This is a genomic window from Pseudomonas sp. GG8 (assembly GCF_052976945.1).
The window spans coordinates 2,395,000-2,410,910 of sequence record NZ_JBRIIP010000001.1; the positions used below are offsets into that span (position 1 = coordinate 2,395,000).

The 15,911-nt window shown below is 56.6% G+C and carries 14 protein-coding genes and 1 pseudogene; 11 read left to right on the forward strand and 4 right to left on the reverse strand.

Translation table 11 applies throughout. The features are described 5' to 3' along the window. Window positions 1-233: 233 nt before the first annotated feature. The 10 genes and pseudogenes from ACVBEG_RS11475 to ACVBEG_RS11520 form a co-directional block, all read left to right on the forward strand. Window positions 234-917: pseudogene (locus tag ACVBEG_RS11475) on the forward strand (cache domain-containing protein); the annotation flags it as partial. Window positions 918-1,043: 126 nt separating this feature from the next. After that, window positions 1,044-1,778, forward strand: a complete 735-nt coding sequence (locus ACVBEG_RS11480; RefSeq protein WP_416194634.1) for a methyl-accepting chemotaxis protein — start codon at window positions 1,044-1,046, stop codon at window positions 1,776-1,778. Window positions 1,779-1,931: 153 nt separating this feature from the next. Beyond that, window positions 1,932-2,498 carry a nicotinamide riboside transporter PnuC gene (gene pnuC, locus ACVBEG_RS11485; RefSeq protein ID WP_322179186.1) on the forward strand — a complete coding sequence of 189 codons (567 nt, stop codon included), beginning with the start codon at window positions 1,932-1,934 and terminating at the stop codon, window positions 2,496-2,498. Then, window positions 2,495-3,022, forward strand: a complete 528-nt coding sequence (locus ACVBEG_RS11490) for an AAA family ATPase (protein WP_322216480.1) — start codon at window positions 2,495-2,497, stop codon at window positions 3,020-3,022. Before pnuC ends, ACVBEG_RS11490 begins: the two co-directional genes overlap by 4 nt. Window positions 3,023-3,354: 332 nt before the next feature. Continuing rightward, on the forward strand, window positions 3,355-3,798 hold the full coding sequence (locus ACVBEG_RS11495) for a hypothetical protein (protein WP_322179184.1): 444 nt from the start codon (window positions 3,355-3,357) through the stop codon (window positions 3,796-3,798). Between the two features lies 1 nt (window position 3,799). Next, window positions 3,800-4,378: an adhesin gene (locus ACVBEG_RS11500; RefSeq protein ID WP_322179183.1), complete on the forward strand. Its 579-nt coding sequence runs from the start codon at window positions 3,800-3,802 to the stop codon at window positions 4,376-4,378. Between the two features lie 72 nt (window positions 4,379-4,450). Next, window positions 4,451-5,419, forward strand: coding sequence for a heme utilization protein (locus ACVBEG_RS11505; RefSeq protein ID WP_447107713.1), 969 nt, complete (start codon window positions 4,451-4,453; stop codon window positions 5,417-5,419). A gap of 103 nt (window positions 5,420-5,522) precedes the next feature. After that, entirely contained in the window at window positions 5,523-6,203 is a 681-nt protein-coding gene (locus ACVBEG_RS11510; RefSeq protein WP_322179181.1) for a C39 family peptidase, read from the forward strand. Window positions 6,204-6,230: 27 nt separating this feature from the next. Next, on the forward strand, window positions 6,231-6,977 hold the full coding sequence (locus ACVBEG_RS11515; protein ID WP_322179180.1) for a hypothetical protein: 747 nt from the start codon (window positions 6,231-6,233) through the stop codon (window positions 6,975-6,977). Between the two features lie 45 nt (window positions 6,978-7,022). Beyond that, the gene (locus ACVBEG_RS11520; RefSeq protein WP_330200788.1) at window positions 7,023-8,321 is read left to right on the forward strand and encodes a hypothetical protein; all 1,299 of its coding nucleotides are present in this window, start codon (window positions 7,023-7,025) and stop codon (window positions 8,319-8,321) included. A 70-nt stretch (window positions 8,322-8,391) separates the two neighbouring features. On the opposite strand, the gene ACVBEG_RS11525 is transcribed toward ACVBEG_RS11520, so the two are convergent. Further along, a complete protein-coding gene (locus tag ACVBEG_RS11525; protein ID WP_322179178.1) occupies window positions 8,392-9,717 on the reverse strand; it encodes a sigma-54 dependent transcriptional regulator in 1,326 nt (441 codons plus the stop codon). A gap of 380 nt (window positions 9,718-10,097) precedes the next feature. On the opposite strand from ACVBEG_RS11525, the gene ACVBEG_RS11530 reads away from it, so the two are divergent. Then, on the forward strand, window positions 10,098-10,364 hold the full coding sequence (locus ACVBEG_RS11530; protein WP_322179177.1) for a hypothetical protein: 267 nt from the start codon (window positions 10,098-10,100) through the stop codon (window positions 10,362-10,364). Between the two features lie 51 nt (window positions 10,365-10,415). Here the strand turns inward: ACVBEG_RS11530 and ACVBEG_RS11535 are convergent, their stop codons facing one another. The 3 genes from ACVBEG_RS11535 to cobN form a co-directional block, all read right to left on the reverse strand. Continuing rightward, entirely contained in the window at window positions 10,416-10,982 is a 567-nt protein-coding gene (locus ACVBEG_RS11535) for a vWA domain-containing protein (RefSeq protein ID WP_322217787.1), read from the reverse strand. Window positions 10,983-11,083: 101 nt separating this feature from the next. Continuing rightward, entirely contained in the window at window positions 11,084-12,127 is a 1,044-nt protein-coding gene (locus tag ACVBEG_RS11540; RefSeq protein ID WP_322179165.1) for an ATP-binding protein, read from the reverse strand. A 19-nt stretch (window positions 12,128-12,146) separates the two neighbouring features. Continuing rightward, window positions 12,147-15,911: a cobaltochelatase subunit CobN gene (gene cobN, locus ACVBEG_RS11545; RefSeq protein WP_323565789.1), complete on the reverse strand. Its 3,765-nt coding sequence runs from the start codon at window positions 15,909-15,911 to the stop codon at window positions 12,147-12,149.

Consider the following 15,911-nt stretch of genomic DNA (forward strand, 5'->3'; position numbering starts at 1 on the left):
CACGTGAGCCACTCATGTTTAGTCGAACAATGCCGAAAGCCTATCAGACATGATGAATTAACGCTCTAGCGTGCCCCGTGTGGTGCATACTTTGATCCGGCTGCACGGCAAAAAAAGAACAATATTTGAAGGAGTGGAGTTTCATGAATAGCTTGCGCAGTTTGTCGATCAGCCGTCGGTTGTGGCTGATCCTAGTGGTCTCTGTGCTGATGCTGTTGACGCTTGGGGCTTTGATGCTCAAGCAGATCCACACTGACCTGTATGCCGCCAAAGCGGAAAAAACCCAGCAGATTGTAGAGGCCGCCGGTGGCATCCTCTCGTACTTCCACGACCAGGAAACCTCCGGCAAGCTCACTCGTGAACAAGCCCAGCAACAAGCCCAGGCTGCGGTACGCGGGTTGCGTTACAACCAGAACGAATATTTTTGGATCAACGATCTGCGACCGGTGATGATCATGCACCCGGTCAATCAGAAGCTTGAGGGCCAGGACCTGTCTGGCATCAAAGATCCGGATGGCATTGCTCTATTTAACGAGATGGTGACTGTCGCCAAAACCAAAGGTGCAGGTCACATCGGCTATCGCTGGCCGAAACCTGGCTCCAGCGAACCCGTGGAGAAAACCTCTTACGTGAAATTGTTCGAGCCTTGGGGCTGGATACTCGGTTCCGGCGTATACATCGACGATATGCAGGCCGAGTTCTACGGCCAAGTATGGAAAGCATCCATAGCTGGCCTGAGCATTGCACTGGTCATGGCGCTGCTGGTGGTCATGATTTCCCGAAGCATTGTCCGGCCATTACAGGATGCCGTCGACGCCATGGCCAACATCGCCAGTGGTGAAAGTGATCTGACGCGGAGTCTGGATACTCACGGTCATGACGAAGTCACGCAGCTCGCGACCCACTTCAACGCCTTCACCACAAAAATGCATACGGTCGTTCGCCAATTGCTGGAAGCTGCTGCGGCATTGGGCCAGGCAGCTACTGAACTGGGCAGCAATGCAAGCCAGGCTCAATCTCACAGTCAGCAACAGTCGCAACAAATGGAATTGGTGGCCACGGCCATCAATGAAGTGACCTATGGCGTACAGGATGTCGCGAAAAACGCCGAACAGGCCGCCAGCGAAATGCGCGACGCCGAAGCCCAGGCCAAACAAGGGCAGATCAATATCGACAGCAGCCTGCGCCAGATCGATCAATTGTCTAGCACCATCACCCAGGCGGTGACCGTTATTCAAACCCTCGCGGCAGAAAGCACACAGATCGGCAGTGTCCTGGAGGTGATTCGTTCTATCGCCGACCAGACCAACCTGCTGGCGTTGAATGCTGCCATTGAAGCCGCCCGCGCCGGCGAACAAGGGCGCGGCTTTGCTGTGGTAGCCGATGAGGTGCGCCTGTTGGCACAACGCACGCAAAAATCGACGGCTGAAATTCAGTCGATGATTGAGCGCCTCCAACACCATTCCGATGCGGCAGTCAAAGTCATCGGCGACAGCAGTCACGCTTCGCAGTTAACCATCGAGCAAGCCAGCCAGGCTGGTGAAAGCCTGAACTCGATCGCTCAGGCATTGCGCAACCTCAATGGCCTGAACGCCTCGATCGCCAGCGCGACCCTACAACAGGCGCACGTGGTCGAGGACATCAATCAAAACGTCACTCAGGCGGCTGGTCTGTCACAGAACACCACCTACGCTGCGGAACGTTCCAGCGAAGCCAGTGTGCACCTGCGGGACCTGAGCAATCAGTTGAATCGATTGCTGGGGCAGTTCCGGGTATAGACCTTATCTCACAGGATGTATGAGGGCACTTGTTATAAGTGCCCTGCCTCACACCCCCTCACACCCGTTGTTGTACAACCATCCCCCTTGCCTTGCGCTTATCCGCTTACAATCGCCCTCCGATTCCCACTCGTTGCCCCCTAAGGAGTAGTCATGTCCGGGCTTGAACTGTTCGCGGCTGCACTAGGCGTGATCGCCGTCTGGCTGACAGTGAAACAGAATGCCTGGGGCTGGCCCATCGGCCTGGTCATGGTGCTGCTTTATTCTTGGGTTTTCTTCGAGGTGAAGCTGTACTCGGACATGCTTTTGCAAATGATCTATGCCGTGTTGCAGCTTTACGGTTGGTGGCAATGGACCCGGCGAAGCGAAGTGCAACAGGGTCGCGTCATCACGTATCTGGGAACCGGTCCGCTGTTGTTCAGTCTGGCACTGGGCGCGTTGCTCAGCCTGGCGTTAGGCGCTGCAATGGCCCACTTTACCGACGCAGCACAACCCTGGCTGGACGCCGCGCTGACCGGTTTCAGTTTGGTGGCCCAGGTATGGATGGCGCAAAAACGCATCCAGTGCTGGCCTCTGTGGATGGTGCTGGATGTGATTTTCGTTGGCCTGTTCCTTTATAAGAGCCTGTACCTCACTGCGGCACTGTATGCGCTATTTATGCTGATCGCCTTACTGGGCTGGCGCGAATGGCGCAATCATCAGGCTGTGGCAGCCCGATGAAAGTGCTGGTGCTGACGGGACCTGAGTCCAGTGGCAAAAGCTGGTTCGCGGCCCAGATACAAGCCAGCTTCGGCGGTGAATGGGTGGGTGAATATGTTCGCTACTTCATCGAGCAACAGGCCCGGGATACTTGCTACGCCGATATCCAGCGCATTGCAGAAGGTCAGTTGGCTTGGGAAGACGCTGCTCGAGCGAGGCAGCCTGAGTTGCTTATTCTCGACACCCATCTGCTGAGCAATATGCTCTGGAGCAAAACTTTATTCGGCGATTGCCCTGGCTGGCTCGAACAACAGCTATTAGCCCGCCATTACGATTTACACGTGCTATTGGCGCCAGAAGGAGTCGACTGGATCAGCGACGGTCAGCGCTGCCAGCCGACCTTGAGTGAACGCCAGGCGTTTTTTGCAGCCAGCCAGCATTGGCTGAATCTCAATCAACAACCGTACTGCGTAATCAATGGCGAGCAGAACAGTCGGCGCGAACAGGTATTTGCCGCCGTTAGTGCCTTATTGAGGGTGCAATAAGCTACGCCAGGATCAATACGCCGTATTGATTGTCCATTTATGAAACACCCCGCTCACGTTAAAAGCCCGAGCCAGAGCGGTTCAGCGATTTAACGATAAATCTGTTAAGCCGCTGATACAACAGGCAACGAGAGTAATCGCCTTCAAGCCCTCATGCACAGCTTCTTCTATCCAATTGAATCTGTTTCACAATCATTACACTGACATTGAAAGTCTTTGAGCTATCACGCTCAACCCTTTGATTTATCTAACACTATTAAAAGCGGCACAGCTCCTGCTCTCTTTCTTGCATCGCTGATTAGGGCCAGCGCATCAACTAAGGAAGAACAGTCATGGGGCGTTTAGAAAAGGGCATGTTTGGCCTCGTATTCATCGGGTGCGTCAGCGGCGCGTCCCTTATTCCTTCAGCACATGCAGGCGATGGCGTTATTGTTCTGGAGCGCACAGTTCAGCCCCACGTCGCCACCCGCTCACTGATGCGTCCAGACCCGAATCCCACCACGGTTAACACTAACGTTTCCAGCCGGGTCACGGGGGCACTGAACAATGGTGAGTTGTCAGACGGTGACTTCGCCACTGTCACCAGCGGCGCAACTATCAATCACATGCTTATGCCCAACGGCACCCTCCGCGGCTTGAATACTGTCGATCGAGGGGTAACCGCAGGCTTGGGTGCCGGTCATTCAGGCGGTGCCACCAGCGGTATAGGCGGTCAGGTCACCGGTGCCGTCCAGCAAGGTCTTGCTCCATTGCGCATGATGACGGGAGACCACTGAGATGACCCGCTCATTCCTCATAGTAGCCATGTTCTGCTCTTGTGCGGTTTTGGCCGACTCGAACGCCCCGGTGGTTGATCAGGCGGTCATCGGCAGTGTTGGGCAGAATTATCAAGGCAACTTTTCCGTAAACCAGGCCGCTGGCGATCAACAGCAACAAATCAACGGTCGGGCCATCGCCATTGGCACTGAAGCACAGGCCACTGGCCAATATCATCAACAACTCAATACCCGGATCGATCCGCTACGAAACCCGCGATCAGCCATCGAAGGCAACGCCTTCAGCAATGGCAGCGGGATCCTGGGGGTCAACCAGTCTTCCGGCGCCAATAACCAACAAATTAACGCAGTGCGCCTGAGCATCAGTGCCCAGGCGCAAAGCATCGACGACAGCGTCCTGTCACAGCAAAACGTGGCGCTGTTGCAAGGCTCCGGCACAACCGAGCACTCCCCTGGCAACCGCCAGGTCGCTACCAGCGATCAGGCCTTCACCGGTAGTCGAGGGGTTGTTCAGTTGAACCAGAGCGCTGGGGTGGGGAACCAATCGGTCAACACCCTGAGCGTAAGGGTCTCCAACTGACCCAAAGCAATACAGCAATACAGCAATACAACGTTCCAACACTTAGCAATCCCATAAGAATGGAGAAACACCATGAAACCTACAATGGCAATCAAGCCTCTGGTCTTCGCACTGGCAGCAATCATGGCTGTAGCAGCACAAGCCGACGGGCGCGGTGGCAACAACAACGGCCATGACAACAATGATCCTAGCCCCCTGCTCGGGCTTCTGATCAATGCAGGCTCTGCCGCAACGGTGATGGATTCACAAAGCAGCCATGACAACACGACCCTCAACCAAGGCACTCGTAACAGTGCCACGGTCGATAGCTCGGGTTCCAACGCCAATGGCAATTTGGGGATTAACGTTGCGGGCGGCGACGCTAACCAACAGGATAACGCTGCCGCCATCGCCACGGCCGATCAAACTTTCATTTTCGGTAGCGCGATCTCTGCATCCAGTGCCACCCAGACCAACAGCGGTAACACTGCTGCCAACTATTCCACCCAGACCACCACCACCCTCTCGAACTCGGCCAATGGCAGCTCCGGCAACATTGGTATCAACGTGACGTCTGGCGACTACAACCAACAGAAAAACAATCTGGCGATTGCAGTGTCCGGTGGTCGGGTGGCAACAGCTTCGGCGTCGGCCAACCAAACTTCTAGCGGCACCTCGGTTAATAACTATGCTGATCGTAGTTATGAAAAAACCACCCTCAAATCCACTGTCGATGTGAAAGGCAGCTATAAAGGTACAGGGGAAGGCTACGTGTACGACAACGACAGCCATGGTGGTGGTTGGGGCCACAATGACAGCCGCAGTAACAATGACAAAAACAAATTGGCCTTCACTGAAAGTGGCACTGTGGAGTTGAGCGGCGTAGCGACTTATCAGGTGTTGACCCCTACCGGTTGGGCAAACCCTGTGACCAACAGCGCGACCCTGAGCAACTCGCTGAACAATGTGTCGGGTAACGCCGGCGCCAACGTTTCCTCGGGCATCGGCAACCAACAAAGCAACTCGCTGTCCATCGCCGCAGGCTGCAAAGCCTGCATGTAAGCGCGACGGTAATCAGGGGTTCTCGCAAGAGAACCCCTTTTCCCAAGCGTTGTTGGAAGTCTTACTTTGCTAAAGAGACTCAAACGTCCAAGGCGTAATGATCATGCGCAGTATCGCCCTCTTCTGCCTGTTATTGATTGCCGGCCTGTCACAAGCAGGTCAAATGGCGGTTCCCGGTTTGCCGGGTGCCAATCTAGTCTACAAGCACGTTCAGAGCATGCGCGAACGGCGTTTTAGCGATCTGGTGGAACAAAAAACTGACTTCAGCTGTGGCGCTGCCGCGCTGGCGACAGTGTTGCGTCAGGCCTACTGGCTGGACGTGACCGAGAACCAGCTTATCGAAGGCATGCTGCTCACTGCGGACCAGGACCTTGTGCGTACACAGGGTTTCTCCATGCTCGATATGAAACGCTACGTCGAAAGCATCGGCATGCGTGCCCGTGGCTACCGAATTCCTTCGGAAAGCCTGGACCGCCTGACCATTCCGGTCGTGGTGCTGATGGACATTCGCGGCTATAAGCATTTCGTCGTGCTGCAAAAGACTGAGAAGAATTGGGTGTACATCGGTGATCCCGTGCTCGGCCACAAACGCTATTCCCGTGAAGACTTCACCAAAGGCTGGAACGGCATCATTTTCGCGATCATCGGGCCTGGGTATGACAAACATAATGCCCTGCTGGATCCGCCGTTGCCATTAACTGCCAGAGGTCGCGTGGATACCTTTAACCCGGTCAAGGATGCGGAGTTAATGGAGTTTGGCTTTTTGCAAAGTGATTTCTTCTAATAATAAAAGGGCAAAAGGGAGCCGCACATGAAAATCCACCACTGGCTGGCTGCTGCCTGCATGGTTGCTAGCCTGCCGACGTATGCCACGTCGGTCTTAAAGCCCATAGAACTCAAGGATCAAGAATTGGCCCAGTTACGCGGTCGTTATGTGATGCCGGACCGCATTGTTTATTTCGGCATGACCATGACCAGTACTTGGCAAAATGCCGCGGGCGATGTACTCGGCGCACAAACCACACTGCACATGCAACAAAACACGATAAAGCCGCAATTTTATGTGTCACTCATCAACCAAAAGGGGAATGGGTCAACGTCTACTGACGGTACCGGCTCAATCACTGGGGGTGGAGGACTCACCGCTAATCAGGGCGTGACGCAAAGTACACGCACTGCTGGCGACGGTAACAGTGCCAGTAACAACGTTGCTATCAACGTCCAGCAGAACGGCCTGGCGCCAGCTCTAACCGCAAACCAGGGTCAGGTATTGACCAGCGGCGCAACGATCACGGAGGCCAACCGCGCTGGCAACCTGACGATTTCGTCCAGCAATGGTGGCGTGCAATTGGCCATTCAGGCCGGCAATAACCAGGGCGACTCGATGCAACGTATTGCCGCAGGCGGTGTTCTGCAGGCGACCAATCTAATAGGGACGAGTAATCAAGTTCAAAACTTGACGCAATTGAATATTGTGCTACGCAACGACTTACCCTCCACTGGTACGCTGAATTGTAATCTGGATCAATTAAAGAACCTCCGGTCTGCGGGTTATTGATCTACGCTCTGATTCATAAAACAGCTCACAGGGATGGCTACTCTTATGTATCGTTCGTTCTCGTTTCGCGCGGTTGTTTGTTTGAGTGCGCTGTTGCCCGCGACATTTACCCAGGCAGCAGACACTGATGTCGAGACATTGAAGCAAGAACTTCTTGAGTTGAAACAACGCTACGATGTGCAACAAAAGGCACTGATGGTGCTTGAACAGCGGGTCCGCCAAGTTGAAGATCAGCCAGCGACGCCTCAGCCCAAACGACTGGTGCGCTCGCCGGCGACCCCTGCAAATCCTGCAAATAAGGGCAGCGGTGTTGCCGTTGCCAGCAGCGATGGCCGTGCGACGGGGACAGGCAGCTCTTACGGTCAGGCACTTAAAGATGACTCGCAACCGGCACAAAGCGTGAGCAACCTGTACGACGAAGCCAGCGGTTTTTTTGGTGGGGGTAAGTTCAGCCTGGAAACCGGCATAACCTATGCCCACTACGACACTAATCAACTGATCCTTAATGGTTTTCTGGCACTGGATTCGATTTTTCTGGGCAATATCGGTATCGACAAGATCAAGGCCGACAACTGGACCCTGGACTTGACCGGACGCTACAACTTCGACCAGCGTTGGCAAGTCGATCTCAACGTACCCGTTATTTACCGGGATACCACCTACTCTTCATCCGGTGCTGGCAACTCGACAAGTCAGATATCCGAAGTCAGCGAAAAACGTGATCCGACCTTGGGTGATATCAACGCCGGGATCGCCTATAAGTTTCTTGATGAAACCGCCAACACGCCGGATGCGATCTTTACCCTGCGTCTAAAGGCGCCTACCGGCAAAGAGCCCTATGGCATCAAGTTGCATACGTCCAGTCAGAACGACAACCTCTCGACACCTGAAAGTCTACCAACCGGCAATGGCGTATGGTCATTGACACCGGGCCTCTCTCTGATCAAAACCATCGACCCTGCGGTCCTGTTCGGCAGCATCGCTTATACCTACAACATGGAAGAGTCATTCGGCGATATCAGCCCCACTCAAGGCACTAAGGTCCCAGGCAACGTCAAACTGGGCGATACGTTCCAAGTGGGGGCCGGTATTGCCTTCGCCCTGAACGAGAAAATGAGCATGTCGTTTTCGGTGTCTGATCTCATCGCGATGAAAAGCAAGATCCAGCAGCAAGGCCAGGGATGGCAAACAGTCAGCAACAGTGATGCCAATGCGGGGTACTTCAACATTGGCATGACCATGGCTGTATCAGACAAACTGACCATCGTGCCCAATCTTTCCATTGGCCTGACCAACGATGCGCCGAACTTTACCTTCAGCCTGAAATTCCCGTACTACTTCTGATCCCTTTGTCCGCCGCCTCAACTAAAAAACCCGCGATGATCGCGGGTTTTTTAGGAGGGAGTTGAACACATCAGCGAATCTGATGTTTGTGCAGCAATCTGTAAAAAGTCGGCCGCGACACACCCAATACTTTGGCGGCAACACTCAGGTTATCGCTGTGACGAGTCAACACATCACACAATGCCTGACGCTCCGCACGGGACTTATAATCATCAAGGGTGCCCATGGCGGCAGTGACCTCCTGGTTGCCGACCAGCCCCAGGTCGGCGGCCTCGATTTGTCGCCCCTCGGCCAATACCAAGCCACGCCGTACCCGATTAGCCAACTCGCGAACGTTACCGGGCCAGTCATGCTTGCCCATCGCGACCAGCGCATCCTGACTGAAACTACGTGGGCGACGGCCGGTTTCCTGACTGTAGACGTGGGCGAAATGATTGGCCAACATCGCCAGATCTCCGTACCGCTCACGCAAAGGTGCGGTGACCACTTGCAAGACATTCAGGCGGTAATACAGATCTTCACGAAACCGCCCTTGGCGAATAGCCGCTTCAAGGTCGACGTGGGTGGCGGCCAACACACGAACGTCAACGGCGATCGGATCACGCCCGCCGACTCTCTCGATATGTTTTTCCTGGAGAAACCGCAGCAGATTGGCCTGTAATTCCAGTGGCAGGTCGCCGATCTCATCAAGGAACAGAGTCCCGCCATTGGCGGCTTCGATTCGTCCGATCTTGCGCTGATGGGCGCCCGTAAAAGCGCCTTTCTCATGACCGAACAGCTCGGACTGAATCAAATGTTCAGGAATGGCGCCGCAGTTGATCGCCACGAACGGCTTGCCTTTGCGTTGGGACTGCTGGTGCAAGGTCCGGGCTACCAGTTCTTTGCCGGTGCCACTCTCCCCCCGAATCAGAACTGGAGACTCGGTCGGCGCCAGCTTGCTCAATAACTTGCGTAATTCACGAATCGGGCGGCTTTCGCCCAACAGCTCATGTTCAGGCTCATGGACATGGGCCGCTCCCTGCCCGCGAAGTCTCGCCATGCCATACGCGCGGCCGAGGGTTACTTGCACCCTTGAAACATCGAACGGCAGGGTATGGAAGTCGAAAAACCACTCACAAACAAAATCACCCACCTTTTGCAGACGTAACTCATCGGGACTGAGCACCGCAATCCATTCAGTATTACTGCGGCTGATCAACTCCTTGACTGCTTCAGGGTGTTCAACGTGGTAAGGCATCAGACGGATCAAACCAACGTCGCAGGTTTGCTCTGCGGCTAACTCAAGGGTACTGCTGTGCACGTCCCAGCCAGCCTCACGGAGTGCGGGAATCAAACGATGGCAATCATCGCAAGGGTCGACGACCAATAGGCGACGTAGTGGAGCCGATTCATGCATAGAGGTTCCTTGGCGCCAATATTTAGAAATCGTTTTATAAACAGTAAGTTGGCAAAGCTGGCTGTTACATTAGCAAAAATTTGACACACGCTTGTACCGTTTAACTATAAGCGTCATTCCAAAAAGAACTAAAAAAATCAGGTGGTTCATTCAATTATTCAGTCTACTAATTATGCGCACTGACTTTGCTCCACACAGTCGTCGGCGATGCGCGGCAGGCCGCAAGCGGCAAGGGGTACCGTTGGTAGGGAATTATTAAATTATCGACAGACTATTGTGACTTATCTGACCTCTTGCATCATCAGTACAAGTAACCAGCCGAACGGTAAGCCCACCCCTCGGCGGCGATTGAATTTATTTGGGCACGGAGAGAAACGCTCATGAACACCCCACTGCGCTTTAACGAAGCTCTTTTGATCGCGGGTCATGCCTTCGAACCCTTTCAATGCGTCGCTTGGGCACCGCAAGACGGTAACGGCGAGCTGAGCCTGACCGTCATCGACCGCACCAATACCCGAATCGGGCGCAAACAGATCCCAAGCAGCACCTATAGTGACCCTGTTCAACTGGAAAGTCTGCTGGAGCAAGCCCGGGCAGAAATCAGTCAGGAAGGCTACCGCCTGATGCCCTGGACCATGCCAGAGTGAATTGAAGTAACTCGTCTCTGAAAGCACTGCAGAGCAGTGCTTTCAGAGCTTTCAGCGAACCCGAGTTAACGATTCAATATGACAATACTCAGCCCCTAATGCTGAGGCCAGTTGCACCGCGCGCCCCAGGCGAATCGGCCCCTGCTCTATGTCTATCAGCAGGCTCGGGCAACTCAGCTCAGGCACAACCGGCAGAGCCTTGATGCGGCCATCTGTCAACAGCAACAGGCGTTGCTGTTCGGTCGGGTGCTGTTTTTGACGCAAAGTGAGCCAGTGTGCAGCTTGTTCCAGTGCGTCGAGCAGCGGCGTGCCACCCCCCGCGCCCAGTGCGTTAAGCCAGGGCAGTAGTGCGGCGGATGCTTTGAGGCCTTGATGTTGCCAGTGCGGGGCATTGCCGCTGGCGGTGAGCAATGCCAAGCGGACGCGGCGACGGTAAGCATCATCGAACAGCTGACTCAACAGACCTTTGGCCTGACTCAAGGCCTGATAGCGCCGGGTCGAGGCGGATGCATCGACAATGACCAGCCATAGCGCCTGAGGACGACTGCTACGCGGCTTTCGAATCAGGTCTTTGCGCCGTTTAGGGCGTCCGCGCAACAGGGTCGGCAACCAATCGATGGCGCCACCGGACCCGTCGCGGGCCGCACCGGTTCTGCCGCCACTGAGTCTTCCTGGCTGAGGCGTGGCATCCGCCCCCGGTGTCGAATGAGGGCGGATGCCTACGGCTTTTTTGGCCAGCTCGGCACTTCTCGGCGCATACCGACAGGCATCGCCTGCGCGGGCATCTCGCCCCAACTGCCCTGCCCGCCTTCCAGACTCTCACTCTGCTCGTCAGGCGGGGTATTGCCAGGCGTTGCTTGCGGCGGGGTCGGCGGAGCCTCGGCAGGCGGTGGAGCTTTTGCAGATGGCGAGCCGGTGCTACGGCGATGACGCAGGGCAAACTCAGCGACCGCATCGATATCCTCAACCATGATCTGCCGGGCACCGCGCCAGGCTGCATGAGCGCGTGCCGCACGTAGCCAGACCAAATCCGCACGCAACCCGTCCACACCCGCGGCAAAACAGCGCTCGGTAATCTGCCCAAGCGCCTGATCGTCCAGAGGGACTGTCGGCAGTAGCGCGCGCGCCTGTTCGCAACGCTGTTTCAAGGCGTTCTGTTGATCCGCCCACTGCTCACAGAACGCAACAGGATCGGCATCGAAATCCAGTCGTCGGCGAATGATTTTTCCACGCTCGGCCGGGACCGTAGGGCCACTCAACACCACGTTCAAACCGAAGCGATCCAGCAATTGGGGGCGCAGCTCGCCCTCTTCCGGGTTCATCGTCCCAATCAGGACAAACCGCGCCGGATGACGATGGGAGATGCCATCGCGCTCGACAATGTTGGTCCCGCTGGCCGCGACATCCAGCAGCAAATCGACCAGATGGTCGGCCAGCAGATTGACCTCGTCGACATACAGCACCCCGCCATTCGCTTTAGCCAACACACCTGGCGAGAACTGCGCCCGGCCTTCTCCGAGGACCGCATCCAGGTCCAGCGTGCCCACCAGGCGCTCCTCTGTCGCGCCCAGCGGCAACGTGACAAATTGCCCGCTGGCCAGCAAATCGGCCAAACCTCGCGCAAGCGTTGACTTGGCCATGCCGCGCGGGCCTTCGATCAGGATGCCACCAATCCTGGGGTCGATAGCTGTCAAACACAGCGCCAGTTTCAGCTCTTCGGCACCGACCACCGCAGCCAATGGGAAATGCGGGATATCGTTCATGCTCGTCTCTCGAAAATCATCAGTGTTCTTCTATATCCAGCAGCAGGTTTTCCAGCGCCTGGCGGTACTCACCCGGCGCCTCCCATAACCCACGCTGCTGAGCTTCCAGCATGCGCTCGGTGATATCGCGTAACGCATCAGGGTTGTGCTGCTCAATGAATGCACGGGTCGAAGGGTCCAACAAATAGGCATCGGCCAGCAATGCGTACTGGTGATCATCAATCAAATGCGTGGTGGCGTCGAAAGCAAACAGAAAGTCCACCGTCGCGGCCATCTCGAACGCGCCTTTATAGCCGTGGCGCTTGACCCCTTCAATCCACTTTGGATTGGCCGCGCGCGCACGCACGACTCGGTTCAACTCCTCTTTCAGGGTGCGGATTTTTGGTAAGTCCGGCTGACTGTGGTCGCCATGGTAGCTGGCGGCTTTATGTCCGCTGAGGCTTTCCACGGCGGCGAGCATGCCACCTTGAAACTGGTAATAGTCGTTGGAGTCGAGCAGGTCATGCTCGCGATTGTCCTGGTTCTGCAGCACGGCTTGTACGTGGGACAATCGCTGAGCAAAACGCTCGCGCGCTGGCGTGCCTTCATCAGCGCCCCCATACGCGTAACCGCCCCAGTTCAGGTAGACCTCGGCCAGATCTTCGCGACTTTGCCATAAGCGCCCGTCGATAGCGCCTTGCACGCCGGCACCATAAGCACCCGGCTTGGCGCCGAAAATGCGCCAACCAGCCTGTCGTGCGGCATCGTCGGCACTCAAACCGTTGCTCTCAAACGCCTGGCGTTCTTCGCGCACCTTGGCCGCCAGTGGATTGAGTTCATCCGGCTCATCAAGGGCGGCGACCGCTTGAACCGCAGCATCGAACAGGTGGATCAGGTTGGCGAATGCGTCGCGAAAAAAGCCGGAGACGCGCAATGTCACGTCCACCCGAGGCCGGTCGAGCAGGCTCAGAGGCAGGATTTCAAAGTCGTCGACCCGCTGGCTGCCCGTGGCCCAGACTGGACGGACCCCCATCAGGGCCATGGCCTGGGCAATATCGTCACCGCCGGTGCGCATGGTCGCTGTACCCCAGACGGACAGACCCAGCTGACGCAGGTGATCGCCGTGATCCTGCAAGTGCCGCTCCAGCAGCAGGTTCGCCGATTGAAAACCGATACGCCACGCGGTCGTGGTTGGCAGATTACGCACGTCCACGGAAAAGAAATTACGCCCGGTAGGCAGCACATCCAGGCGCCCACGGCTGGGGGAACCGCTGGGCCCTGCCGGAACGAATAGACCGCTCAACGCGTCCAGTAGACCCTGCATTTCCGCAGGACCGCAGGCATCCAGCCGTGGCGCAACAACTTCGCTTAAATTATAAAGAATAAGTGCCAAGTCATTGTTTTCAGTCAACTCACTGATAGGATTTAGCATCAACACCTGCTCGATCAGCCACGCTGCATACAACTCCAGCCGCTCACGCGTATCACCCGCCGTGCGCCAGGGTTCGGCGCTGATATCCAACAGTGACGCAGGGCGAGGCCCACTCCAGGGCTCTGACAGCACGCAGTCCAGAGGGTCGAAGTTCAGTTCGAAAGCTTTGCTCAGGGCGCGCAACAGGCTCGATTGCGCGCCACGGCCATCACCGCGAGGAATCCGGAGCAACGCGAGCAAGGTGTCGATGCGCAGACGCCCGCTGGGCGATTCGCCGAAGATATGCAGGCCATCGCGAATCTGCGATTCCTTCAGATCACACAGGTAAGTGTCCAGACGTGGCAACCAGAGGGCAGCATCCGCATCGGCGTTGAGCGCCTCGTCCAGTTGCAGTTCACGATCGATCCGGGTTTCACGCACCAGCTTGAGGATGTCTCGTTGCAGTTCGCCTGCACGGCGTGGATCGAGCAGTTGAGCTTCGTAATATTCATCGGCGAGCACTTCCAGATCACGCAGCGGACCGTAGGTTTCGGCCCGGGTCAGTGGCGGCATCAAGTGATCAATGATCACTGCCTGGGTCCGGCGCTTGGCCTGAGCGCCCTCACCAGGGTCGTTGACGATGAACGGATAGATGTTCGGCATCGCACCCAACACGGCGTCCGGCCAGCAATTTTGCGACAGGCCGACACCTTTGCCCGGCAGCCATTCGAGATTGCCGTGTTTGCCCACGTGCACCACGGCATGCGCGCCGTAGACTTTGCGCAACCAGAAGTAGAACGCCAAATAACCATGGGGCGGCACCAGGTCGGGGTCGTGATAGACCGCGCTGGCGTCTACTTGGTAACCCCGCGCGGGCTGAATACCCACAAACGTCAGGCCAAAACGCAGCCCCGCGACCATCATTCGGCCTGCGCGAAACATCGGGTCGCCCTGCGGCGCGCCCCAGCGGGCGGTCACTGCCTCGCGATTGGCAACAGGCAAGTCATTGAACGCGGCCTGATACTCGTCCAGCCCCATGCTTTGCTGACACGGGCGCAGATCAATGCTGTCCAGATCATTGGTCACTCCACCGAGCAACGCATGGATCAAGGCCGTGCCACTTTCAGGCAACGGCGCCAGCGGATAACCCTCGGTTTGCAACGCGCGCAAAATATTCAGCGCGGCTGCTGGCGTGTCCAAACCAACGCCATTACCGATCCGACCGTCGCGGGTGGGGTAATTGGCCAGAATCAACGCGACGCGCTTGTGTTGATTGGGCAGACGCGCCAAATCAATCCAGCGTCGCGCCAGTTCGGCAACAAAATCCATGCGCTCGGGCTGGGCGCGATAACACACCACATCGGATTGGCTGCGCTCGCTGTGCCAGGCCAGATCCTTGAAACTGATCGGCCGGCTGATGATCCGCCCATCCAGCTCGGGCAACGCGATATGCATCGCCAGGTCCCGTGGACCCAGTCCTTGCTCGCTGGCGGACCACGCGGGTTCATTGTCCTGGGCGCAGATGGCCTGGATCACCGGAACATTGCGCCGAAACGGTCGCACATGGGGGGCTTCAGGGCTGGATTGAGCGAAGCCGGTGGTATTCAGGATGAGCGCGGCACCGACCTCATCAAGCAGGTCTTCCACCACCGTCAGGCAGCCCGGTTCTTTCAGGCTGGCGACCGCGATGGGTAAAGGATTCAAACCCTGTGCCTGCAAACGGGCGCAGAACACGTCGACAAAGCCGGTGTTGGCCGCTTGCAGATGGGACCGATAGAACAACAACGCCACGACGGGCTGAGCAGTATGCCAATCGGCCTGCCAGTCACTCAGCTTGGCATTGGCCTTGTGCGGATGGTAGATCGCGGTACGTGGCAAAGCTTGAGGTTCTGCCCAAGGATAATCGCGGCCCAGCCAACAGTTTGCCAAACAACGATACAGCTCAAGCGCGTTGTGCATACCGCCCTGGCGAAGGAAATGCCAGAGCCGCTCGCCTTCTTCCGCGGCAACAGTGCTCAAGCCGCTCAGCTCCGGGTCCGGACGATCATCGCCCGGCACCAGAATAAGCTGCACCCCCTGTCCCGCAAGCTCCACCAGACGCTCGACGCCATAACGCCAATACCCAATGCCGCCATGCAGGGAAATCAGGATGACCTTGGCATGCCGTAGAACTTGATCGACGTACATGTCCACTGACGCGTGATTTTGCACTTGCATCGGGTTGGCCAGACGCAGACTGGGGTAATCCTCAGGCAACTGTTGCGCCGCCTCGGCGAGCAACGCCAAATGTGAATCGCCGCTGCAGAGAATCACCAGCTCGGCCGGGGTTTGCCCCAGATCAGCGATGCTGTCGTCAGGTACAAAGCCGCCAGGTTGGGTTCTCAGTAAATGCAT

Bases quoted from the DNA above. Each gene is read 5' to 3' on its own strand.
- ACVBEG_RS11480 (WP_416194634.1), top strand. From the start codon at position 1,044: ATGGAATTGGTGGCCACGGCCATCAATGAAGTGACCTATGGCGTACAG.
- pnuC (WP_322179186.1), top strand. From the start codon at position 1,932: ATGTCCGGGCTTGAACTGTTCGCGGCTGCACTAGGCGTGATCGCCGTC.
- ACVBEG_RS11490 (WP_322216480.1), top strand. From the start codon at position 2,495: ATGAAAGTGCTGGTGCTGACGGGACCTGAGTCCAGTGGCAAAAGCTGG.
- ACVBEG_RS11495 (WP_322179184.1), top strand. From the start codon at position 3,355: ATGGGGCGTTTAGAAAAGGGCATGTTTGGCCTCGTATTCATCGGGTGC.
- ACVBEG_RS11500 (WP_322179183.1), top strand. From the start codon at position 3,800: ATGACCCGCTCATTCCTCATAGTAGCCATGTTCTGCTCTTGTGCGGTT.
- ACVBEG_RS11505 (WP_447107713.1), top strand. From the start codon at position 4,451: ATGAAACCTACAATGGCAATCAAGCCTCTGGTCTTCGCACTGGCAGCA.
- ACVBEG_RS11510 (WP_322179181.1), top strand. From the start codon at position 5,523: ATGCGCAGTATCGCCCTCTTCTGCCTGTTATTGATTGCCGGCCTGTCA.
- ACVBEG_RS11515 (WP_322179180.1), top strand. From the start codon at position 6,231: ATGAAAATCCACCACTGGCTGGCTGCTGCCTGCATGGTTGCTAGCCTG.
- ACVBEG_RS11520 (WP_330200788.1), top strand. From the start codon at position 7,023: ATGTATCGTTCGTTCTCGTTTCGCGCGGTTGTTTGTTTGAGTGCGCTG.
- ACVBEG_RS11525 (WP_322179178.1), bottom strand. From the start codon at position 9,717: ATGCATGAATCGGCTCCACTACGTCGCCTATTGGTCGTCGACCCTTGC.
- ACVBEG_RS11530 (WP_322179177.1), top strand. From the start codon at position 10,098: ATGAACACCCCACTGCGCTTTAACGAAGCTCTTTTGATCGCGGGTCAT.
- ACVBEG_RS11540 (WP_322179165.1), bottom strand. From the start codon at position 12,127: ATGAACGATATCCCGCATTTCCCATTGGCTGCGGTGGTCGGTGCCGAA.
- cobN (WP_323565789.1), bottom strand. From the start codon at position 15,911: ATGCATTTACTGAGAACCCAACCTGGCGGCTTTGTACCTGACGACAGC.